General features: G+C 58.1%; 25 protein-coding genes, 1 tRNA gene and 1 other RNA gene. 15 read left to right on the top strand and 12 right to left on the bottom strand.

Features of this window, described 5'->3' with window-relative positions:
- Window positions 1-75 precede the first annotated feature (75 nt).
- The gene (locus tag NW839_RS12545; RefSeq protein WP_011432526.1) at window positions 76-567 is read left to right on the top strand and encodes a YajQ family cyclic di-GMP-binding protein; all 492 of its coding nucleotides are present in this window, start codon (window positions 76-78) and stop codon (window positions 565-567) included.
- A gap of 187 nt (window positions 568-754) precedes the next feature.
- Here the strand turns inward: NW839_RS12545 and hemW are convergent, their stop codons facing one another.
- Window positions 755-1,972 (bottom strand): radical SAM family heme chaperone HemW, encoded by a 1,218-nt coding sequence (hemW, locus tag NW839_RS12540; protein WP_414352209.1) that lies wholly within the window; start codon window positions 1,970-1,972, stop codon window positions 755-757.
- A 68-nt stretch (window positions 1,973-2,040) separates the two neighbouring features.
- Between hemW and hisH the strand changes: the two genes are divergently transcribed.
- The 3 genes from hisH to NW839_RS12525 are packed head-to-tail and all read left to right on the top strand — an operon-like array spanning window position 2,041 to window position 3,383.
- Complete coding sequence (gene hisH, locus NW839_RS12535) at window positions 2,041-2,697, top strand: imidazole glycerol phosphate synthase subunit HisH (RefSeq protein ID WP_414352210.1); 657 nt, start codon at window positions 2,041-2,043, stop codon at window positions 2,695-2,697.
- Window positions 2,698-2,703: 6 nt separating this feature from the next.
- On the top strand, window positions 2,704-3,177 hold the full coding sequence (locus NW839_RS12530; protein ID WP_414352211.1) for an EVE domain-containing protein: 474 nt from the start codon (window positions 2,704-2,706) through the stop codon (window positions 3,175-3,177).
- Window positions 3,174-3,383, top strand: a complete 210-nt coding sequence (locus NW839_RS12525; RefSeq protein WP_414328915.1) for a pentapeptide repeat-containing protein — start codon at window positions 3,174-3,176, stop codon at window positions 3,381-3,383. Before NW839_RS12530 ends, NW839_RS12525 begins: the two co-directional genes overlap by 4 nt.
- Before the next feature lie 22 nt (window positions 3,384-3,405).
- On the opposite strand, the gene surE is transcribed toward NW839_RS12525, so the two are convergent.
- Window positions 3,406-4,185 carry a 5'/3'-nucleotidase SurE gene (surE, locus tag NW839_RS12520; protein WP_414352212.1) on the bottom strand — a complete coding sequence of 260 codons (780 nt, stop codon included), beginning with the start codon at window positions 4,183-4,185 and terminating at the stop codon, window positions 3,406-3,408.
- A gap of 416 nt (window positions 4,186-4,601) precedes the next feature.
- Here surE and NW839_RS12515 point away from each other — a divergent pair, with 416 nt between their 5' ends.
- Together NW839_RS12515 and NW839_RS12510 are read left to right on the top strand one after the other, a co-directional pair.
- The gene (locus NW839_RS12515; RefSeq protein WP_011432518.1) at window positions 4,602-5,267 is read left to right on the top strand and encodes a Crp/Fnr family transcriptional regulator; all 666 of its coding nucleotides are present in this window, start codon (window positions 4,602-4,604) and stop codon (window positions 5,265-5,267) included.
- Between the two features lie 30 nt (window positions 5,268-5,297).
- Window positions 5,298-6,215, top strand: coding sequence for an alpha/beta fold hydrolase (locus NW839_RS12510; protein WP_414352213.1), 918 nt, complete (start codon window positions 5,298-5,300; stop codon window positions 6,213-6,215).
- On the opposite strand, the gene NW839_RS12505 is transcribed toward NW839_RS12510, so the two are convergent.
- The 6 genes from NW839_RS12505 to ureG all read right to left on the bottom strand — a co-directional run bounded on the left by NW839_RS12505 (window position 6,143) and on the right by ureG (window position 10,137).
- A complete protein-coding gene (locus NW839_RS12505) occupies window positions 6,143-6,754 on the bottom strand; it encodes a Ycf51 family protein (protein WP_414343408.1) in 612 nt (203 codons plus the stop codon). The two genes, NW839_RS12510 and NW839_RS12505, sit on opposite strands and share 73 nt — an antisense overlap.
- A gap of 216 nt (window positions 6,755-6,970) precedes the next feature.
- Window positions 6,971-7,050: transfer RNA gene (locus tag NW839_RS12500), tRNA-Leu, on the bottom strand.
- 58 nt (window positions 7,051-7,108) lie between these two features.
- Window positions 7,109-7,537 carry a hypothetical protein gene (locus tag NW839_RS12495; protein WP_414352214.1) on the bottom strand — a complete coding sequence of 143 codons (429 nt, stop codon included), beginning with the start codon at window positions 7,535-7,537 and terminating at the stop codon, window positions 7,109-7,111.
- 138 nt (window positions 7,538-7,675) lie between these two features.
- Window positions 7,676-8,623, bottom strand: a complete 948-nt coding sequence (locus NW839_RS12490) for a hypothetical protein (RefSeq protein ID WP_414352215.1) — start codon at window positions 8,621-8,623, stop codon at window positions 7,676-7,678.
- Between the two features lie 51 nt (window positions 8,624-8,674).
- Window positions 8,675-9,478, bottom strand: coding sequence for an urease accessory protein UreD (locus tag NW839_RS12485; protein ID WP_414352216.1), 804 nt, complete (start codon window positions 9,476-9,478; stop codon window positions 8,675-8,677).
- Window positions 9,475-10,137 (bottom strand): urease accessory protein UreG, encoded by a 663-nt coding sequence (gene ureG, locus NW839_RS12480; RefSeq protein ID WP_414352217.1) that lies wholly within the window; start codon window positions 10,135-10,137, stop codon window positions 9,475-9,477. Before ureG ends, NW839_RS12485 begins: the two co-directional genes overlap by 4 nt.
- A 60-nt stretch (window positions 10,138-10,197) precedes the next feature.
- On the opposite strand from ureG, the gene NW839_RS12475 reads away from it, so the two are divergent.
- Complete coding sequence (locus tag NW839_RS12475; RefSeq protein WP_041436298.1) at window positions 10,198-10,452, top strand: hypothetical protein; 255 nt, start codon at window positions 10,198-10,200, stop codon at window positions 10,450-10,452.
- A gap of 143 nt (window positions 10,453-10,595) precedes the next feature.
- Window positions 10,596-11,153, top strand: coding sequence for a carboxymuconolactone decarboxylase family protein (locus tag NW839_RS12470; RefSeq protein ID WP_414352218.1), 558 nt, complete (start codon window positions 10,596-10,598; stop codon window positions 11,151-11,153).
- A gap of 69 nt (window positions 11,154-11,222) precedes the next feature.
- On the opposite strand, the gene NW839_RS12465 is transcribed toward NW839_RS12470, so the two are convergent.
- The gene (locus NW839_RS12465) at window positions 11,223-11,546 is read right to left on the bottom strand and encodes a DUF3288 family protein (RefSeq protein WP_414352219.1); all 324 of its coding nucleotides are present in this window, start codon (window positions 11,544-11,546) and stop codon (window positions 11,223-11,225) included.
- Window positions 11,547-11,716: 170 nt separating this feature from the next.
- On the opposite strand from NW839_RS12465, the gene NW839_RS12460 reads away from it, so the two are divergent.
- The 4 genes from NW839_RS12460 to ndhI are packed head-to-tail and all read left to right on the top strand — an operon-like array spanning window position 11,717 to window position 14,993.
- Window positions 11,717-12,901, top strand: a complete 1,185-nt coding sequence (locus tag NW839_RS12460) for an NAD(P)H-quinone oxidoreductase subunit H (RefSeq protein ID WP_414352225.1) — start codon at window positions 11,717-11,719, stop codon at window positions 12,899-12,901.
- Between the two features lie 39 nt (window positions 12,902-12,940).
- Window positions 12,941-13,144, top strand: a complete 204-nt coding sequence (locus NW839_RS12455) for a hypothetical protein (RefSeq protein ID WP_414352220.1) — start codon at window positions 12,941-12,943, stop codon at window positions 13,142-13,144.
- A 56-nt stretch (window positions 13,145-13,200) separates the two neighbouring features.
- A complete protein-coding gene (nuoH, locus tag NW839_RS12450; protein ID WP_414331864.1) occupies window positions 13,201-14,322 on the top strand; it encodes an NADH-quinone oxidoreductase subunit NuoH in 1,122 nt (373 codons plus the stop codon).
- 38 nt (window positions 14,323-14,360) lie between these two features.
- The gene (gene ndhI, locus NW839_RS12445; RefSeq protein WP_414331863.1) at window positions 14,361-14,993 is read left to right on the top strand and encodes an NAD(P)H-quinone oxidoreductase subunit I; all 633 of its coding nucleotides are present in this window, start codon (window positions 14,361-14,363) and stop codon (window positions 14,991-14,993) included.
- 333 nt (window positions 14,994-15,326) lie between these two features.
- On the opposite strand, the gene NW839_RS12440 is transcribed toward ndhI, so the two are convergent.
- Window positions 15,327-16,871 (bottom strand): right-handed parallel beta-helix repeat-containing protein, encoded by a 1,545-nt coding sequence (locus tag NW839_RS12440; protein WP_414352221.1) that lies wholly within the window; start codon window positions 16,869-16,871, stop codon window positions 15,327-15,329.
- Between the two features lie 296 nt (window positions 16,872-17,167).
- Complete coding sequence (locus NW839_RS12435) at window positions 17,168-17,521, bottom strand: hypothetical protein (RefSeq protein ID WP_049749562.1); 354 nt, start codon at window positions 17,519-17,521, stop codon at window positions 17,168-17,170.
- 220 nt (window positions 17,522-17,741) lie between these two features.
- On the opposite strand from NW839_RS12435, the gene NW839_RS12430 reads away from it, so the two are divergent.
- From NW839_RS12430 to rnpB, 3 genes are all read left to right on the top strand, one after another.
- Window positions 17,742-18,095, top strand: a complete 354-nt coding sequence (locus NW839_RS12430; protein ID WP_414343313.1) for a rhodanese-like domain-containing protein — start codon at window positions 17,742-17,744, stop codon at window positions 18,093-18,095.
- A 21-nt stretch (window positions 18,096-18,116) separates the two neighbouring features.
- A complete protein-coding gene (locus tag NW839_RS12425; protein ID WP_414352222.1) occupies window positions 18,117-19,340 on the top strand; it encodes a C45 family autoproteolytic acyltransferase/hydolase in 1,224 nt (407 codons plus the stop codon).
- A 32-nt stretch (window positions 19,341-19,372) separates the two neighbouring features.
- Window positions 19,373-19,802: RNase P RNA component class A (gene rnpB, locus NW839_RS12420), an RNA gene on the top strand.
- Between the two features lie 200 nt (window positions 19,803-20,002).
- Here the strand turns inward: rnpB and NW839_RS12415 are convergent.
- The gene (locus tag NW839_RS12415; protein WP_414352223.1) at window positions 20,003-20,704 is read right to left on the bottom strand and encodes a TetR/AcrR family transcriptional regulator; all 702 of its coding nucleotides are present in this window, start codon (window positions 20,702-20,704) and stop codon (window positions 20,003-20,005) included.
- Window positions 20,705-20,786 lie beyond the last annotated feature (82 nt).

The raw sequence follows: 20,786 nt of genomic DNA, 5'->3' as shown, positions 1-20,786 counted from the left end.
GTAGCTTCTCCGAGAGTTAGGGATCCCTGCTTGGCTGAGGGCTTAAGATACTGAACGATAGCGAAGATAAGGTTTATGGCCTCTACCTACTCATTTGATATCGTCAGTGATTTCGATCGGCAGGAACTGGTGAACGCTGTGGATCAAGCCCGACGGGAGATCAAACAGCGCTACGACCTCAAGGATACTCAGACGGAAATTGAGCTGGAGGAGGGATCCCTGACCATCACCACCGCCAACGACATGGCCCTCAACTCCATTCGGGATCTGCTTCTTACCAAAGCGGCCAAGCGGGGTCTATCCCTGAAGATCTTCGACTTCCAACCCCCAGAGAGCGCCGGCGGCAACCGAGTGCGCCAGGTGGTTCACCTGAAAAAGGGCATTGATGCCACGCTGGCCAAACAGATCGCCAAGCAAATCCGCGACAACTTTAAGAAGGTGCAGCCCGCCATTCAAGGGGATCTGGTGCGCGTTTCCGGCAAGGATAAAGACGAGCTACAGGCGGTCATTCAAATGCTTAGGCAGCAGGACTACCCGGTGGCGCTGCAATTTGTCAACTATCGATAGGGATCCTCTGGGCTTCCGTATCTTTCCCCTCAACCCCTCTTGCAAGATTAGAGATCTCAGGATCTGTGAAATGTTGGGTTTAATGGCTGCTGGAAATAGTGATGGCCTACGCTCCTCAAAGCTTGAGTTTTCGGCCAATTGGGATAGGGGACTCTGGTGAGAAATCTTGTGAAAGTAACCGTCGGAATCAAGCCAGCAAGTCTCTGAGAATCTCATTGGAAAATAGCCAGCCATCGGGCGGAATCAGCCGTAGCCGGCCCGCCTCGCAACTGGCCCATCCCTTCTCAAAATAGGGATCCAGCCTCTCCAAAGCTTGCTCGACCTTTGTGTGGCCAAAACGCTCTTGTAAATGGCACAAATCCAGACCTTCCTTTAGACGCAACCCCAACATCAAAGTATCCATCCAAACTTCCTCTGGGGATGCTTCAGGAGGGAGAGGGTGGACTCCGACTTTCACCTGCTCGAAGTAGTGGTAAAGGGTTTTGGGCTGCTGAATGCGCCGTCCCCCCTCGTAGCCGACGGATCCCATGCCAAAGCCAAAGTAAGGGCGATTTTTCCAGTACACTCGGTTGTGGCGACAGGCGTAGCCGGGGCGGGCAAAATTGGAGATTTCGTAGTGGATGTAGCCCGCTTCGGTGAGCAGCTCCCGCGCCATTAGGTACATGGCAACTGTGGTTTCCTCGCTGGGCAAAGGTGCTGCTCCCGGTCGGTACATCCGACCAAAGCGGGTTCCCGGTTCAATCGTCAGATCATAGACGGAGACATGGGTGGGGTTAATCTCAAGAACAGCTCGTAGAGACTGCTGCCAGTGTTCCAAAGTCTGGTAGGGCAGCCCAAAGATCAAATCCAGGTTGAAATTCTCAAAGCCCGCCGCCTGCAAGTCGGCCACGGCTTCGTAAACTTCCTCCACTCCATGCAGGCGACCACAAGCGGCCAGCAGCTCTGGCTGAAATGCCTGTACCCCTAGGCTGATGCGGTTGACCCCCAGCTCCCGGTAGCCCGCCAACTGATCTCGGGTCAGGGTGCCGGGATTGGCCTCTAGGGAAATCTCACAGTCAGGATGAAACGGGATCCTCTCTTTCAGCTCGTTCAAAATCCGCCCCAGTTGCTCCACCGTCAGCAGAGAAGGGGTGCCACCCCCGAAAAAAATGCTGGTCAACGGTCTGGGATCCCCGGCCAGATGGCGGTAGCGGTAGGCGCCGCCGATCTCCCGGCAGAGCATCTGCACGTAGGTTTCCATCAACTTGCGGGTGCCCAAGCCGGTGGCAAAATCACAGTAGTGGCAGCGCTGCCGACAAAAAGGGATGTGCAGGTAAGCCGCCTCAGGCCAATCAACCTGGTCGCGACAGGGTTGCGGAGCAGTACCGGTCGGAGTGGGATCGTGCGAAGCAATTGCCACAGCCATGAGTCAGCTCAAACGGGTTAGAACCACTATACTGATAGACTCCTAAACTCCTCACGAGAAGGGATCCCATGGGGACTGTACGCCTAGCGGTGATCGACTATGAGGCGGGAAATCTGCATTCGGCTTGCAAAGGGCTGGAGCGGGCCGGAGCTGAGGTGCAGCTAGTAACAGAGCCAACTGGACTAGCGGCTTTTGACGGCATTGTCCTGCCCGGCGATGGGGCCTTTGACCCAGCCATGCAGCAGTTGCGAGAGCGAGGCTTTGTGGATCCCATCCGGGAGGCGGTGCAGCGGCAGCAGCCCTTCTTGGGCATTTGCATTGGTTTGCAGGTTTTGTTTGAGAGCAGCGAAGAGGGAACAGAGCCAGGGCTGAGCATTGTGCCTGGACGGGTGCAGCGCTTTCGACCGGAGCCGGGCTTGCGTATCCCCCACATGGGCTGGAACCAGTTGCACCTTACCCAACCCCAATCGCCTCTTTGGGCAGGGATCCCCGATCAAACCTGGGCCTATTTTGTCCATTCCTATCACGGTGTGCCCAGCGATCCAGCCTGGGTGGCTGCCACGACCCAACACGGGAGCCAAACCTGTGTAGCCGCCATTGCCCGCGGCGCTTTGTTTGCTACCCAGTTTCACCCAGAAAAGTCCGGCCCCTACGGCTTGAAGATGCTGCGCAACTTTGTCGAGTTTGTTGCCCGTTGTTCCCCCTTATCTGCTCCCAGAGCCTAGTGCCCCATGAACTATTGGCTGATGAAATCTGAGCCCAGCATCTATAGCATCTGGGATTTGCAGCGGGAGGGCCAAACCCTTTGGGATGGCGTGCGCAACTACCAAGCCCGCAACTATCTGAAGGCAATGCAGCCTGGGGATCGCGCCTTTTTCTACCACTCCAACGCCAACCCCCCTGGTATTGCTGGCCTGATGGCAATCCTAGAAACCCAGGTGGTGGATCCCAGCCAATTTGACCCTGCCAGCCCCTACTATGATCCCAAATCTACCCGCGAGGATCCCCGCTGGCATACGGTGCGAGTGCGGTTTGTCTCAGCCTTTGGGCGATTGATCCCTTTGGCCAAATTGCGGGCCACCTTCACCCCGGAGGAGCTGGAGGTGGTGCGGCGGGGCACGCGACTGTCGGTCATGCCGGTTGCCGAAGGGGTGGCGAAACGATTGCTGGCGCTGACGGGAGTTTCTACGCAGTCTCCTCTATGATGGGCGAGGCCAACCTGAGTGGGGCCAATTTGCGTGGCGCCGACCTAAGTGGGGCGGATCTAACGGGGGCGGATTTGCGAGGGGCCAATCTGTCGATGGACAACCTAAAGAGCGCTTTTCTGGAAGGGGCAATCTACAGTGCCAACACCCGCTTTCCCGCCGAGTTCGACCCAAAATTTGGAGGGGATGACATTGTTCGGCGCTGACCCCAGCTCACCGGCTTAAAATTCATGAGCCAAAAGCTGAGAGGCCCCAGCGCTGTAGGCTATCGAAGGCCGCGTAGGCCGTTAGATCCGGCTGCAGGGGCGTAATCGACACATAGCCCTCGGCAACCGCCCGCACGTCCGAACAGGGATCCACCTCCTCTTCCACCACCTCTCCAGCTAGCCAGTAGTAGGCCTTGCCGCGCGGATCCACCCGTTTCTCGTAGAGATCTGTGTACTTGCGCCAGGCCAGGCGGGCCAAGACCATGCCGCGTATTTCAGCCAGCGCTAGGGGGGGCACGTTGATGTTCAACAGCATCGGCTCCCCCAGGGGTTTCAGGCTCAGTTTCTCCAGTAGCTTCAGCACCACCTGGGCCGCTGGTTGAAAATCCTGATGGGTAAAACTGGCCAAGCTTACTGCCAGGCTAGGGATCCCTTCCAATAGCCCTTCCATTGCCGCCGAGACGGTGCCGGAGTAGAGCACATCCGTGCCCAGATTGGCTCCCTGATTGATGCCGGAAATCACCCAATCGGGAGGATGATCCAATAGCCCGTCCAGACCTAACTTGACACAGTCGGAAGGGGTGCCCGAACAGGCCCAGGCCTGCACTTCTGGAGGAAATCCCTCCCGCACCGGATCCACCCGCAGCGGCTTGTGCAACGTCAGGGCGTGGCCGGTGGCCGAGCGCTCCCGATCCGGACAGACCACCGTTACCTGGTGCCCCCCCAGCTGGGCCAGCGCTGCCGCCAAACACCGCACCCCTGCCGCCTGGATGCCATCGTCGTTGCTGATGAGAATATTCATCCCAGCCACCCCACACCCGCCCTTAGACATACACCAGTCTGACCCAATGATCTGCGCTGATCCCCCAGGTAGCCGAGTTCAGCGGCAGAATCTGAAAATTTACGGCTTCTTGGGGTTATTATTGGACGTAGCCTTTTGAACAATATCAGTAGGAACACAATGTCACCCTATGAGGTCAAGTGCCATTATGAAGCTAAGGTAAAGTAAACCCTGCGGTTTCCTTCCTCTTTGTATTTGCCTTCTTGTGTGTATCTTGCTGTTTCTCCATCCCCATCTTCCTAAGACTCCGTCCCGTTGACGTGTAGGTGCTCCGCACCGCCGGCGCGAACGCGGAAGCGTTGCATAGCCTACAGCCGGGTAAAGCTGGAAAGTCTGTAAAACCCATCAGGTCGCTCGAGCGACAGGAAGTTGATCTCATGTCACTTGTTTCCATCACATCGGCAACAGAGGCTCAGGAATGGCGTGAGCTTTGCCAGTGGGCCGAGGAGCACTACCGCTGTCGCACCTTTCCCAAAGACGTGCGCATTCCCACTCGTCCGGGATTGGTGTACATCACCCAAGAGGGAGTGGTGCGCCTGGTCAGCCAAACTCCAGAGCGGCGGGAGGTCTTTGTTGGGTTCATCACGGCTGGATTTCCTTTTGAGCTGAGCAACCCAGAGCGCTTTGAGTTGAAAGCCTGCACCCACGCCGATCGCACCACGGTGATGTGGTTTTACTGGCAGGATCTGGAGCAGTGGCCCTATCTGCACCAGAAGATTCAGGAAAACTTCCGCCAGCAACTGCAACGGAAGCTGCTGTGGTTGGGAAATCTGGGCCAACGGCGCGCCATCGATCGCCTCAAGGGCTTCTTGAGCCTGTTGATCGAAGAGTATGGACAGCCCTGTGAACAAGGGATGTATCTCCCCTGGCCCCTTACCCATGCCCAGATTGGGGATGCCATTGGGGCCACCCGCGTGACGGTGACTCGTCTTCTGGGATCCCTGCGTTCGAAAGGGTTTGTGCAGGTGCTGGATCAAAACTTAATTTGCATTCCCAACGGGGTAAAGCTCCAGCCCACTCCGAAGAAGGCGGCCAGCGCCTAACCCTGCTGTCTAGATGCTATCCAGAGTGTTATGCCTACAGCAGTCGGGAACTGCACTGCTGACGCGATGGGCCTGCAGCTCCACTACCGTACTTGGGGAAAAGGGATCCCCTCCCTCCCAATCTTGATGCTCCACGGCCATCCGGGCAATGCCGACTGCATGGCGGTATTTGCAGAGGCAGTGGCGGGAATGCACCCCTGTGTGGCGCCAGATCTGCGTGGCTACGGGCATTCCCAGGTGACGGATCCCTTTGAGATGCAGGATCACCTAGAGGACTTGGAGCGGCTGCTGGATCGCCTGGGCTGGCAGGAGTGTCTGGTTCTGGGCTGGTCTTTGGGCGGGATCCTGGCCCTGGAGTTGGCTTTGCGTCTGCCGGAGCGGGTAAAAGGCTTGGTTTTGGTGGCCAGTGCCGCCTGCCCCCGCAGCAACCATCCCCCCACCGATTTTTGGGATCAGATCAACACCGGCGTTGCCTCGCTGCTCAACTGGCTTTGGCCCGGCTGGGAATGGAACATCGAGACCTTTGGCCGTCGCTCCCTTTACCGCTACCTGATGCAGCAACAGACCCCAACGGCCTATCGGTATTTGGCGCACATGGCCTTGCCCGCCTATCTGCACACCTCCCCCCAGGCTCGCCAAGCTCTGCGCGCCGCTTTGCAACGGGGCTACAACCGCGAGGGAGATCTGCACCGAATTCGCATCCCGGTACTGCTTATGGCCGGCGAGCGGGATCGCCACATCACCGCCAACAGCAGCCTGGCCACAGCCCGCGCCCTGCCCCACTGCACCTGCATTGTCTATCCCAACGTGGCTCATCTCTTTCCCTGGGAGATCCCCGACCGGGTGGGACAGGATCTGCGCCGCTGGCTCAGCGCTCAAGACTGGGCAAGTGGGATCCCGGTGGTTGGCTCTTCCGCTCCCTCTGCAGACAAGGCGGCAGAAGCCTGACCCTGGGCCAACTTCCGCAGCCGGGCAAAGGCCTCTTCCTCTAGATGGATCTGCTGCTGCTGTTGTTCTTCTGGGGTGCGCAGGCGCTTTCCCAACGGCTGTTGCAGCGTGCCCAAGAGCAACGGCTCGGAAACTCCCGGCTCGGGATGGATGACGGTGCGGGCCCGCAAGGTGAACACCGGCGAACCGGTGGAGAAGCGGCCCGGGGATCCCAAATCGCTGGCCGCCTGCTTCAGGGTGAGGATCAGTTGCTCTGGGGTGATATCCGGGCTGACAGCAATAACCGCTCGATCCGCCCCTTGGTCATAGACGGTGGTGTAAGGGGCAGCACCGGGAATGCGGGAGCGAAAGATCGGCCCCAAGCTGAGGGCAAAACATCCCGCTGTTAAAACCAGCGCAAACGCCGTGTAGCCCACCAGCGCAAACTTCAAGGGCCAATTGCGGATCCAGGCCAGCAGGGTGAGCACAGCCAGCAAGCCTGCTAGACCTAGCCCAATTTGGGTGGCAGAGGCAAAGAAAGATTCCAAAGTTGCATCCATGATTCCCCAGTTTAGCGGCTAGAGCTTCATCTCTAGGATGCAGGATGAGCCCGATTCTGGCTGCCCTATCTAAGGACTCCGTCCCGCTGGCACCCTGCTCCAGAAGGGCTTGGCTGGTTCTATCACCAAACCCCTGTGAGAAGAGGCAAGACGGATCAACCTACCAAACCCAGAAAGCAGCGAGCCTTACAGCTCGTCACAGCAGACTAAAAATCATGGGCAAGGTCGGATTCGAACCGACACGGTTTCCCGCCGCATTTTGAGTGCGGTGCGTCTACCAGTTTCGCCACTCGCCCGACTTGGAACCATTATCCTACTGAACTGGCGAAACCTCGTCAACCAATCCCCCGAACTCTATCGGCGGCGGTCTTTCTCCAGTTGCTGGGCCTTTTGCCGAAGCTGGCGGGTTTGCTCCATCACCTCCTCCAGATCCTCGTGGGATAGCCGCTCGACGTAGTTAATTTTGATCTCTTCCAGCAAGTCTTGCAGGAGAGAGCGAATTTCCTCCAAAGCATGCTCCTGGCTGAGTTCCCGTGCCAAGACCTCACCAAACCGCTGCATCAGTTGCGCTGCCAGCTTGGAGCCGACGGGATCCTCGAAACTGCCCGTCAGGGTTTTGTAGGTGGTGGTGGTCAGCTCGTTGGCCAGGCGCTCCGTCAGTTGGCCAGGCAGGGATCCCAGGCCGGGAAGCTGTTCTAGAGTTTGCATGGCAGGCAACTGCTTGAGCAGGCCATCCAGGTTGTAGCGGAGCAGTTGTTGCAATTCCGGTTGCACCTGGGGCAAAACGCGGTAGAGAACAATGCGAAAAACCAGGTTGGCAATCGCCTCCAGCTCGTTGGTGTTGTTGATATCAATGTAGTCGCGCTGGGTACGCGCTGCCGGCAGCAGGGGCAGGGATCCCCGCTGAATGGATACCTGGATTTAGTTAATCACCCGCACAACAATGACTTCCGTCAGATCCTCGGCGAAGTTGGTAACAAAGCCCTGGCTCACCTGGGCGCGTACCCGCTCCAGATCCAGCAACTGCGCTTGTCCCAGCCGGATGGTGACGGGGATCACCCGCAGCCAGCGCCAAAAGGGCAGCAGCAACAGCACATCGTACCAACGCCAGAGCATGGCATCCAGCCAATTGACGCCGGTGTAGCGGCGGCTGATGGCCACCGTGCGCAGCAAAAATTCCAGCCCAAACAGAAGCACGAAGGGAAAATCCAGCACCGGGAAAAAGTCAACAGGGTTACCGCTCTCACCAATGGGGCGGAAATAGTTGGTCTCGAAGAGGGGGCGCAGCCGGGTCTGGAAAAATTCGATTCCATCTGCGGGATCGGCGCTGGCCAAGTACTCAGCAGTCCAAAAGCGGGCAAAGGCGGCTCTGGCAGAGTCGGCTTCTGGGATGTGCTCCCGCATCAAATTGAGGATACGCACAAACTGGCCAGTTTTGTTGGCGCCCTGAAAGGGATTGGTCTCAATCATCTCGTCGCTGAGCTCCCGCAAGCGGGCCAGGATTGGTGCTGCCGCTTCCGACTCCACGCCAAACCGCAGGGTAACCTGGCGCAGCTCATCCACCAAGGCCAAGTAGCGCTGGGTTTCGGGGTTGGGCTCGATACCTTTGATGGGATCGTATAGGTCGGTCACCGGGGAACGGCTGGTTTCTTCGGAAAGAATCGGCAGCGGAATGGGAGGACCAAAGGCGCCAAAAATTTGCACCCGACCCTGGAGCCAAAAATCTCGCCCAGGCACATAGCTCATGTCGAAGAGCACCAAGCACAGGTTGCTCAGGGCCAGCAGGGCCATCCCCTTCTCGTAGAGGAGCAGCCAGCGACTTCGCCCCCTGAGGACAGAGCGTCTGAGAATCCGTTGAGCAGCGTTCAAAGGACTCCGTCCCGGCCTTGGGTCAACCAGTTGGTTTGAGTCAGCCTTAGTCTACCACCCCTGGGGTGAGCCACCCTTGGCTTGAGCAAGCTGTAGTGCAACCTGGCCAAAATGCCGCCAAATGGCCTCTGCCTGTGGCCCCACCTGGCGCAGAATCCAACCCTTACAGATGGGATCCGGAGACTTGACCAGCCAGTATGGGGACTCCGTTCCGCTGATGTGAACGGTCAGCCAAGTGGGTTCCGGCCAATCCCCCAGCAAGTACAGGGATCCCCAACAGAGATGGGATCCCAGCACTGACGCGGCGGAGACCTGCCGATGGGGAAAGTGCAGGTCTATGTGTTCCTGCAGCCAGAGTTTTCTCCCCTCGGGGGAGGATGGGATCCCAGCAGTGACCCAAACTTGCAAGCAGTTGGCAAGATGTTCAAACTGCCAGCGTTCGTCCATGGCCAGCCGTCCGGCAGTCCAGATCTCGGCATAGGCCAGGCGGGCTGTGGGATCCAGTTCGATCTGCACCTGCTGGCGAAAGTCTGCCCCTGCCCCCGGAATGGTCGGGTGAGGGATCCAGATCAACTGGCTGGTGGGGGCCAGCTTGACCTTGACCTGTTGCCGAATCAAGCCGGGATGTAGCCGCATTGCCCCTTGGGTGCGAATTTCCAGCGCCGAGCCTGGCCCCAGCCCGATCTCGATCCGGTGGCGATCCCCACCCAGCAAGCCGCCGTTGGGGTTGCGCAGGTAGTACACAGGTGGCTCCCCAGGGGATCCCAGCCATTGCAAGGGAGCCTGAGAATACTCCCAAATGTGGGTATGGTCGCCTCGGCGGGTTGCCTTCAAGATGGCCTTACCGAAGTTCACAGGCGGCTCACCGAGGGGGGGTCGGCCTTGATGGGGCGAAACAGCACCTCCCGCTCCAGCCAACTGAGAACCTGCTCCAGCCCCTCACCCGTGCGCAGGTTGGTAAAGACAAAGGGCCTGTCTCCCCGCATGCGACGGGCATCCCGTTCCATCACCCCCAAGTCTGCCCCCACATAGGGAGCCAGATCGATCTTGTTGATCACCAGCAGGTCGGAGCGGGTGATCCCCGGCCCGCCTTTGCGCGGGATCTTGTCCCCTTCGGCCACGTCGATGACGTAAATGCAGGCGTCCACCAGCTCCGGGCTGAAGGTAGCTGCCAAGTTGTCCCCCCCCGATTCCACCAAGATGAGATCCAGGGGGCAAAAGCGGCGCTCCAGCTCCTGAATGGCGTCTAGGTTGAGGGAGGCATCTTCCCGAATGGCGGTGTGGGGGCAGCCGCCGGTCTCTACGCCAATGATCCGCTCTGCCTCCAGGGCCTTGGCCCGCACCAAAAACTCGGCATCCTCGCGGGTATAGATATCGTTGGTCACCACCGCCAAAGACAGGTGGTCCCGCAGCGCCAAGCAGAGCTTTTCCACCAAAGCGGTTTTTCCAGATCCCACCGGGCCGCCAATGCCAACCCGTACCGGCTGGGAAGCCTGCACAACTTTGCCCAACATCTGACCACCTAATGCTCTTTGAGGGCATTCTAGAATCAGAAGCTTGCAAGGGATCCGAGTATGGTTCGGCTTTTGGTGGCAACTGCTGTGGTGCTGGTGGGATTTTTGCTGGTTAACCGCCTCTATCGCAACCCGCTGAGTTCGGAGCCGAGACCAGAGCAAGCCAGCCCAGAAGCTGCCCAGCAAGGGATCCCTCAAGGTGGGCCGCTGCAGATTTACCAATCTCGGGAACAGATCCAGCAAACCCTCAACCAAGGGGCTACCGCCACCCAGCAGCAGGTGGAAGCCGTTGAGCAATCCTTGGGCAATCCTTGACCCTTGACAAGTAAGAAGGGAGGCAGGTGCCTGGTTTCAGGCGGAGAAGGGATCCCTCCCCCAGACTGTGAAGCGCCCCTCAGGCTTGGGCGGATCCCCCAGACGCGCTAAAGTCGAGAATGCTGCAATTTTACAGACTGTCCATGCGGATCCCTCCTGTTACCCCAGAGAAAGCCGATAAGCAACTGCAAAAGGTTTACGAAAGCCTGGAGAAAACCTACGGCACCGCCCTCAACCCCCTGCAGGTGATGGCCCACAAGCCCCAACTGATGCGAGCCGTGATGAACCTCTACGGGGCGCTGCACACCCAAAACCCCAACTTGCCTGAAGAGCTGAAGGAGCTGGTCAGCATCCGCATTGCCCAAATCAACGGCTGCCGCCACTACTGCCTTCCCTACCACACCCTGCAGGCGCAAAAGTACGGCGCCTCCCCGGCCAAAATTGCGGCGGTGGCCCAGGCCCGCACCAGCACCCTCTACACCGAAGCGGAGAAGCTGGCCATCGAGTACGCTGAGCGGATGACCGTGCCCAGCATGGTGGTGACCGACAGCTTCTTTGCCCAGCTAAAAGCCATTTGGTCAGATGAAGATCTGGTGGAGCTATCGGCTTGGATTGGCTTCATGAACTTCTGGACCAAGGTGATTGCCGCCCTAGATGTGCCTTTGGATCCCGTCTTTGCCGAGCAACTTCACGTCTCTTAGGTAGCGGCGGGCTCTCCTCTCCCAGAGGGAGAGGGGATGGGGGTGAGGGATCCCGACCCAAACCCTCCACTAGGCCCAGTCGTCTCGCGTGCTAAAGCTGCGGTCGTACACCTGGCCGCGGGCATGGATCTGGCGGGTCTGGGCGAACAGCTCTTCTTCGCTCATGCCCCACTGTTCCAAGATCTGATCCAAATCCCGCTGCAGATCCCAGGCACCGGGGAAACCGTGGTAACGGATGCGCAAACGGGCAACTTCCGCCAGTACCCAATCCGAGAGGGGCCTCTCCTGGGCCTGCACCATCAGCTCATCGAGCGCAGCTCGGTCGGTGGCATACTGCGGATGTTGCTGCTCTCTCCGGGATGGGCCATTCGCGGGTGAACGGGATATAGCCATCGGTCTTCCTCCTTTTTCTCTCACTCTAGTTGAGTTCCCCTGGAGACTTTCAATATCGAGGATTGGGATCCTTGATGGCATGGGATCCCGAGAAGGCAGAAGAAAACCGCTATACTGCAAATGTTGCAGACCATGAACATTCTTCAGTTGCGGAGGCGGCGGCTATGCCCATGCCCATGATCGAGACCCGTACCGACCGGATGTTGCTCAACTTTGGGCCGCACCATCCCTCTATGCATGGGGTTTTGCGTTTGCTGGTCACCCTAGATGGCGAAAACATCGTCGATTGCGAACCGGTGATCGGCTACTTGCACCGCGGCATGGAAAAAATCGCCGAAAACCGCACGGTGGTGCAATACCTGCCCTACGTCTCCCGTTGGGACTACGGGGCCGGCATGTTCAACGAGGCCATCACCGTCAATGCCGTTGAGAAACTGGCCGGGATCAGCGTGCCCAGACGGGCCAGCTACCTACGGGTGATCATGCTGGAGCTGACCCGCATCACCAACCACCTGCTTTGGTTTGGTCCCTTCTTGGCGGATTTGGGCGCCCAAACCCCCTTCCTCTACGCCATGCGGGAGCGGGAGTGGATCCTAGACTTGTTTGAAGCCGTCACCGGCATGCGCCTGATCAACAACAACTATTTCCGGGTAGGCGGCGTGGCGGTGGACTTGCCCTACGGCTGGACGGAAAAATGCCTAGACTTTTGCGAGTATTTCTTGCCCAAAGTGGATGAATACGAGCGGCTGGTTACCGACAACCCGATTTTCCGCCGGCGGCTGGAAGGGGTGGGAGCCATCTCCAAGCAAGACGCCATCAACTGGGGTCTGTCGGGTCCCATGTTGCGGGCCTGTGGCGTCAACTGGGATCTGCGCAAAGTGGATCACTACGAATGCTACGACGACTTCGACTGGGAGGTGGCCGTTTACCCCGAAGGGGATTGCCTGGCCCGCTATCGGGTGCGCATGAAAGAGATGCGGGAGTCCTGCAAGATCGTGCAGCAAGCCGTCAAGGCTTTGCCAGGAGGCCCCTTTGAAAACCTGGAAGCCAAGCGGATGCTGGAGGGGCCGAAGTCGGAGTGGAACAAAGGCGACTACCAGTTCATCAGCAAAAAGCCTTCGGCCAACTTCAAGATCCCCAAGGGGGAAGCCTACGTGCGGGTGGAGAGCGCTAAGGGGGAGCTGGGCATTTACATTGTTGGTGACGACAGCGTCTGCCCGTGGCGCTGGAAGATCCGTCCCCCCGGCTTTGTCAATTTGCAAGTGTTGCCTCAGCTCATTCGCGGCATGAAGGTAGCCGACATGATCGCCATCCTCGGCAGCATTGACATCATCATGGGCGAGGTGGATCGCTAGGAATCGCTAAGATACTTACGGAAAGCGAGGACAAAGGCGATGGCCTGGGCGATCTTGGTTCTGCCGCTGTTGATTGTGTCTGCTATTGCTGCGGTTATCGGCCCCAAGCAATGGGCTAAGTACCAAGAGGAAAGGCGCCGCCGCGCGGAGGAGCTATCCGATGCCCGTCTTCAGGCCATCATCCAGCAGGAGCTACGCCGCCGTAACCGCCCCCCCCAGTCGGATCCCAACGGCAAGACCTAGCTACAGGGATCCCAAACCCTACCCAACCCGCCATCTCTAGGGAGCTACTCACCCCCATGACAAACGCTGGTATCGACCTACAACTTGGCTTCGAGACTGCCCTACAGAACTTGGGCTTGGGAGCAGGTGCAGCCCATGCCCTCTGGATGCCCCTGCCCATGTTGCTGCTGATCATCGCCGCCACCTTGGGGGTGATGGTCATGACTTGGCTGGAGCGAAAAATCTCGGCAGCAGCCCAACAGCGGATTGGCCCCAACATGGCCGGCCCTCAGGGGGTGCTGATCCCGATTGCCGATGGCATCAAGCTGCTGACCAAAGAAGATGTTCTGCCCATCTTGGCCGACCCAGTCTTGTTTACGCTGGGGCCGATATTGGTTTTCCTGCCCGTCTTCTTGTGTTATCTAGTGGTTCCCTTTGGCCAGAACCTATTGATCTCCAACATTGCCATTGGCGTGTTCTTCCTGATCGCCACCTCCAGCGTGCAACCCATCGGTTTGTTGATGTCGGGCTACGGTTCCAATAACAAGTACTCCTTGCTGGGTGGGCTACGCGCGGCAGCTCAATCGATCAGCTACGAACTGCCGCTGGCCCTGTCAGTGTTGGCCGTGGTGCTGATGAGCAACGGTCTGGACACGGTGGGGATCGTGGAGCAGCAGAGCGGCCTGGGCATTCTGAGCTGGAACGTCTGGCGGCAGCCCATTGGCTTTGTCATTTTCCTGATCTCGGCTCTGGCGGAAACGGAGCGGATCCCGTTCGACTTGCCGGAAGCAGAAGAAGAGCTGGTAGCCGGTTACCAAACGGAGTACTCCGGCATGAAGTTTGCCCTCTTTTATCTGGGATCCTACGCCAACTTGCTGCTGGCTTCTCTGATTGCGGCAGTGCTGTACTTGGGGGGCTGGTCGTTTGTGGTGCCGGTGGAAACGATTGCTGCACTTGCCGGGATCCCCTTGGATAACCCTTTCTTGCAGATCGGCGCGGCGGCCTTAGGCATTGTCATGACGATGGTCAAAGCTTTTATCTTCATCTTCTTGGCCATCCTGCTGCGCTGGACCTTGCCGCGGGTGCGCATTGACCAACTGCTGGACTTGGGGTGGAAGTTTTTGCTGCCCGTATCCTTTGTTAACTTGCTGCTGACGGCAGCCCTAAAGCTCGCCTTCCCCACCTTTTTTGGGGGTTGAATGAGAAGTAAAGAGGCCAGAGAGGGAGAACATAGACCATGACTTTTCTAAAGCGTGTCAAAGAATATGTGGGCGATGCCTTCCGAGCTGCCAAATACATTGGCCAGGGAATGGGGGTGGTTTTCGACCACATGGGTCGGCGCCCAGTAACTGTGCAATACCCCTTCGAAAAGCTGATCCCCTCTGAGCGCTTTCGGGGACGCATCCACTTCGAGTTTGATAAGTGTATTGCCTGCGAGATCTGCGTTCGGGTTTGCCCAATTGACCTGCCAGTGGTGGATTGGGCCTACAACCCAGAGCTGAAGAAAAAAGAGCTTTACAGCTACAGCATTGATTTTGGGGTGTGCATTTTCTGTGCCAATTGTGTGGAGTTTTGCCCCACCAACTGCCTCTCGGTAACTGAGGATTATGAGCTGGCCGCCTACGACCGCCACGACCTCAACTACCATCAGGTGGCGATGGGCCGTTTGCCCTCCAAGGTAACTGAGGACCCAATGGTGACCCCACTGCGGGAGTTTGCCTATCTGCCTAAAGGGGTGATCGATCCCCACGACTTGCCTGCTGGATCCCAGCGGGCTGGCAAACGACCGGAGGAGATTCTGGCGGAAATGAGAGCGGCCAAAGCTGCTAAGGAAGCCGAAGCGAAAGCAGCCAAGGCTGCTGCGGAATAGCGTGACATACTCCCGCACTCATGCTGACGCAAAGCGCTCCGCGCCGCTGTCCGCCACCCCTAGCCCCTTTCCCAGGGGATGTGACTGTTTGAACTTGTGGGACTGCCTTCCAGCATCGCCCGCTGCCGCAAGGTGATGGCCAGAAAAAGCGTCGAGGCCGCGAAGTTGGAGCTGTCCTCAGTGGGAAGGAGATGCCTGGGGCGCAGAAATAAGGTCTTCTGAACCCTGCGATCTGCAATCAAAGATCTGAGTATGAGTATAGGTGTGGTGTCCTAGTCTGAACCAAAATGGCCATACGTGGGCAGGGCAGATGGCTGCCAGCCTTGGCTAACTTCAGGGGAAGGAAAACGTAAACCTACCCGCCAAGCCAGAGGATGTGGCCAAGCCGCTAAAAGTCTGCGCGACGTTTCCGCTCTTGCGAACCGTTACGGTAAAGGGAATGGGAGCAGTTGATTGGGAGCAGCGCCGGAACAATCTCACCTCGATGAAGTATGGCCCTGAGGGCGGGGTGGAAGCCCAAAAGACATTCTCCACAGCATTTTGGGTTACGGCAACACAGTCGGCATTGGCATCCACATCCAGCCGTCCTCCAGAAGGGACAATTCGGTTGTTAAAAAACACGGTCTGCTGCGTGGGATCCGTAACATACAGGTCAAGGTCATCGATGGTGTTCCAACTCAAGGTAACTTGAATGGGGCCGGTGCCCAATACCGGGGGTGTCGGGGTAGGAGCTGGCGTTGGCGTTGGTGTTGGCGTTGGCGTCGGTGTTGGCGTGGGCGTTTCCGTCGGCGTCGGTGCAGGAGCTGGGATGGGCGCAGGTTCCCCAGTGACCCTCTGAGCAAAGTTTCCTTGGAAAGTATTGCCAGCCAGGTAGGCTGCGACTACCGCATCTGGGGTGCCGGGGGCCGCCTGAATTGCCACTCCTACGCCCTCGCCCCGAGCTAGGAACGTATTCCCGGAAATGGTGCGGGCCTGGGTTCCCTGCAAAATACGAATGCCGACACTGCCGGCTATCCTGCCCACGCCGATCCGGTTGGATTGAATGGATGGAATTGAGCCTGCCCCATCCAGCTGAATCCCGGTAGTGCCACTCGTACCTGCTTGCCGCGCCTGCAGTACCAAGCCGGCTCCAGCCGTGGGTGGATCCCCTTCGATTTGGTTGTTGCGGAAGATCCCGCCGGAGTTGTCACCATAGCGAACGGCCAAAGCCCCCAAAGCCTGCAGGAGAATTGTGTTGTTTTCAAGGATGGGATTGCTGCCCGGCACAGTGCCTATGCCCACCCCACCCGTTTTACTGACAATCGGCGAGACACGGCTGACCCGGCCATTCCCAGAGATCTGCACACAGGGATCCAAAAATTGCTGGCACAAAATCTCGGCCAATTGGTTCAAGGCTCCCTCTAGAACCGCAGCATTGCCGTTGACCAAGATGTTGGAGCGAGGGTCGTTGAGGGTGACCTTGCGCGGCTGAAAAGTGCCGTTGTTCACCTGCACCCGTCCACCCCCCAGCACCACATCTACCCCCTGCAGGCTGGTTTGGCTGGCTACAATCACGTCAAAGAGCCCGGTCAGGATCTCATAGGCGGTGGAGCTGGTGATGCGAATGCGACCGCCGTTGGTGCCATCGCCGCCATCCAGGGCCAGGTTGCTTTGCAAAGTTTCCCTGCCCGTCCCCAAAATCTCGATCAGCACCTCCAGGCCGGCTGTGGCAGTCTGAAGTCGCTGCGCCTCTGCAACTGCGTCTGCCAGTTTGGTAAAGGGGCCACTGGCCGGATCCACTCTCAGGATGATGGGCCCGCCACCTGGCGGAGGAAGAGGTGGAGAACTGCCGCCGCCACCCCCACAGCCGAGGGCAACCCCCGCCAACAGAGGCAGCAAGGCTGAACAGATCCCCCAACCAGATTTGGATACTTGGCCAAGCATAGGTGGAAAGCCCCTTACAAGCGCTTAGCGGTTAAGGTTGTTACAGCAACAAACAAGAGCAACAAACAACTGCCACGAGGTCAAAGTGCAGATGGCCAAGTTGCGATCCAATGCCCTCAGCAAAAGCATCCTCTGATGGATCCTCTGTTTAGTCAAGGCTTCGCCAGGGATCCGCAATCAATCGGCAACAAAAATCTCAAAAATCTAGCGCTCTTCAGGTACTTCGAGGGTTCCGGCGAGGATGTCTTGCTTCACCGCTTCCACAGCAGCCACCAAATCCGCTGAGAGCAAGGCTTGGTTGTATTCATCCAGGGCATAGCCCACACCCTCGTTCTCCAGGCCAAAGGTTTGAATGCCGCCGACAAAGTTGCCTTAAAGTTGCCTTCCACCACGCTGCGAATCACTTCATAGGTGGCCATATCCACCCGCTTCAGCATCGAGGTGAGACCGTGGTTGAGGGTGGCAGGGTTGTTATCGGTATCCCCCAGGTAGTTTTGGTTAGCATCCACACCGATAAAGAACAGCGGACGGGTATCTCCGCTGCAGATGCTGGCATAATCGGCGGGTTTGGGCACTTCCGCAAAGGGATCTCGAATGAAACTCACCCCGGCGGGCAGCCCTGTAGGATGCTGTTGGGCCAGAGCAGCCCAAAGAGCAGCGAGGTAACATCATCTCCCGCCGTATCCGTGTCGATCAAAAAGCGTTGCACAGCCATACCCAGGCTAAGCCCAAATCAGGGTGACATCTTAACCTTTGCGGGCAGTCTCAGGGCAGCCGCTGAGCCGGTGTATCTTGAAAAGGGATCCCTGTAGACCAGAGTTGGCAATGTCCTTCTCCATCCGCTCCATTACACCACAACAGATGGCCCAATACCTACAGGATCCCGAGGCCGGCCCTCTGCAATTGATCGATGTGCGGGAACCGGCAGAGCTGGAGCTGGTGAATTTAAATGCCCTGGGCTTTCGCAACTACCCCTTGAGCCAGTACGAGGAATGGAGGGAACGGATCCTCACAGAGCTGGATCCAGATCAGCCAACTTTTGTGCTCTGTCATCATGGCCTCCGCTCTGCTCAGATGAGCCAGTGGCTACAGGCCAACGGGTTCACTCAGGTTCATAACATCAGCGGCGGCATTCACGCTTGGGCTTGTGAGGTGGATCCCTCCCTGCCCACCTATTGAGGTCACGGGCAAACCAGCACCATGTTCCCCATTCTTCATCTGCAGGGGGATCCCCAACAACGAGGCCAACAGTATGGATCCCAGGCGGCCCAACTCATTCGCCACAGCATTGCCAGCTACGCCCGCCAATTTGCCTACCGCTGTGGTCTCACCTGGCAGCAGGCCCAGACCCAAGCAGAGGGATCCCTGCCCTGGCTAGAGCGCCACGTGCCCCACCTGCTGGAAGAAATCCAAGGAATTGCTGCGGGGAGTGGCTTTCGTTTCGCCGAGATTCTGGCCCTCAATTTGCGCACCGAAATTTTATCCAGATCGGTTGTCGGTGGATCCCATCCCAACTGCGCCGCTGCTCTGGAACACAATCTCCAAAACGGGGTGCCCCAGCACCCACCGGATCCTGCTCATGAATTCAAGGGGATTGATCTCATCGATCCAGCCCAAGCCAACCCGGATGGGGGAGAATGCACCACCCTGGCGGCCTTGCCCCAGGCTACCTCCACCCACCACACCTACTTGGCCCAAACCTGGGATTGGATCGGGGAGCAGCGCAGGGCCTGTGTGCTGTTGTGCGTTCGCTCCGATAACCACCCTGCCTACCTCACCCTGACCGAAGCTGGGATCCTGGCCAAAATTGGCCTCAATCAAGCAGGGTTGGCCGTAGCCCTCAACCTCTTGCGCTCTACCCTAGATGGGCAAACCGAGGGAATGCCGGTGCATTTGCTATTGCGCTTGTTGTTGGAGTGCGAGGAGTGGCAGCAAGCTGTGGAGAGGGTGGGATCCTACCCCTACACCGCCTCCTCTTGTGTCAGCGTTGCCGGTATTACAGGACAGGCGGTAGGCCTACAGCCCGCTAGTGCAATCAGCTTTGAAATCAGTCCACGAGGAATTGGCCTGCATCTCCCTCAAGGAGGGATCCTCGCCCACACCAATCATTTCCTGGATCCGGCCTTGCGAGAAGATGAGCTGCCCCCCCATATAGGATCCTCCACAAGGCTAGAACGGGCCTATCATTTGCTTCGCCAGAGTGCTCAAACGGGAACCCTAGACGCGGTCGCTCTTCAAAAAATCCTACAAGACCGGACGAATGCCCCCCACTGCATCTGCCGCTATCCGGATCCCCATCTGCCCGCCTGGGATCGCACCGAAAGCGTGGCGGCTGTGGTGATGGATTTGAACCGGCAAATCTTACACCTGGCCCCCAACATTCCCGATCAAGTGGAGTTTGTACCGATTTCCGGGATTTTCTAGGTTTGGAAGATGCAGTAGGATCGAGCTGAAGAGAGAGGAGGGGCAGGCGATCGCGTCCTTGCTGTCGCCACCAGACAGCGGGATGAGGAAAGTCCGGGCTTTCAGAAGAACACACCGCTGGGGAAAGCCCAGTGCGGGTAACCGCGAGGATAGTGCCACAGAAACATACCGCCGATGGCTGGGATCCCAGCACAGGTAAGGGTGCAAAGGTGGGGTAAGAGCCCACCAGCAACGTCGTGAGGCGTTGGCTCGGTAAACCCCGGTGGAAAGCAAGGCCGCAGCCGCAGGACTATGGCTGTTCTTCGCCCCTGTCGGTTGCATCGAGGTCACGGTACCCAAAGTGGGGAAGGGTGCTCTCGATGGTGGTGAGCCGCTAGAGGGTGATGGTAACATCACTCCCAGATAGATGATCGCCAGTGCAACTCTGCACTACAGAACCCGGCTTACAACCTCCTCTCTTTTCTACTTGCACATCTACCTGTTTGCACATCTATTTGCACACAGAGAGAGTTTGTTCCGAGCTCACGGGAGTTCTGCAGGTTGCCGGGATCCCTGTGGTCTGGGGCTATTTATTGGCCGTAGTCAGTGTGTCGTTGGGAGAAGCTGTATCGCATGCCCACCTAGGGCACTTGGAGAGCCTTGTCCAATTGTGGGTGGCTGCGCTACGGCGTAGGTTCTGTCATTCTGGTCACGCCTGCCATCCACAGCTCCACGCAGGCTTGCAGAAGGGGGGGGATCCTGGCGGTTTCGGCGCCTTTCTCTGATTTTTTAGATTTTTCATCCGATAGCTGCCCCTCAACAGAGGGCTCGGTTCCGTCGGCGCCAACGGAAGGCAACTCGGCAGTTACCGCCAACATTGCTGCTCCCAAAATCATCACATGCAAAACCCCAACGGCTGCATTAAGGCGATCCGGCTCGACAGATTGCAACTCAGAGTTGGGAAATCGCCGCAAATACTCTGTCAGCTGTTCTTGGGCCTGAGAAAAACCCATCCGCAAGGCGCGACGATGTTCCTCAGAATAAAGGCCAGCCTCTCCCACCAGGGAGCGCACCAGTTCAGGATTATCGGCCAAAGCCCGAAAACAGGTGTGGACATAGCGCAGGAGAATGGCTTGCAACCCAGAACCTTGAGAGGGGGCGGGATCCGCCTTCAGGGGCAGATCGGCAATGCCGGAAAAGACCCCCAGCTCCCCAAATACGGCCAGGAGTAACCCTTGCTTGGTGCCGAAGTGCCGAAACAGGGTGACCTCATTCACTCCGGCCAAATCCGCAATTTGACGGGTGGTGGTCTGGGTGATGCCCTGACGAACGAACAGCTCCCGAGCCGCATTCAGCAGCCTTTGCCGAGAAGAAGGACGTGCCATAGTGAGGAGAAAACGTAAACTACCCGGCTCCGACCGCTAAGCGGTACGGAGCGGGCTTTCAGTAGCCCTGAGCCTGTTCTGC

Source organism: Synechococcus sp. R5-15, from assembly GCF_047462035.1.
GTDB lineage: Bacteria > Cyanobacteriota > Cyanobacteriia > Thermostichales > Thermostichaceae > Thermostichus.
This window is presented reverse-complemented; position numbering and strand designations above follow the sequence as displayed.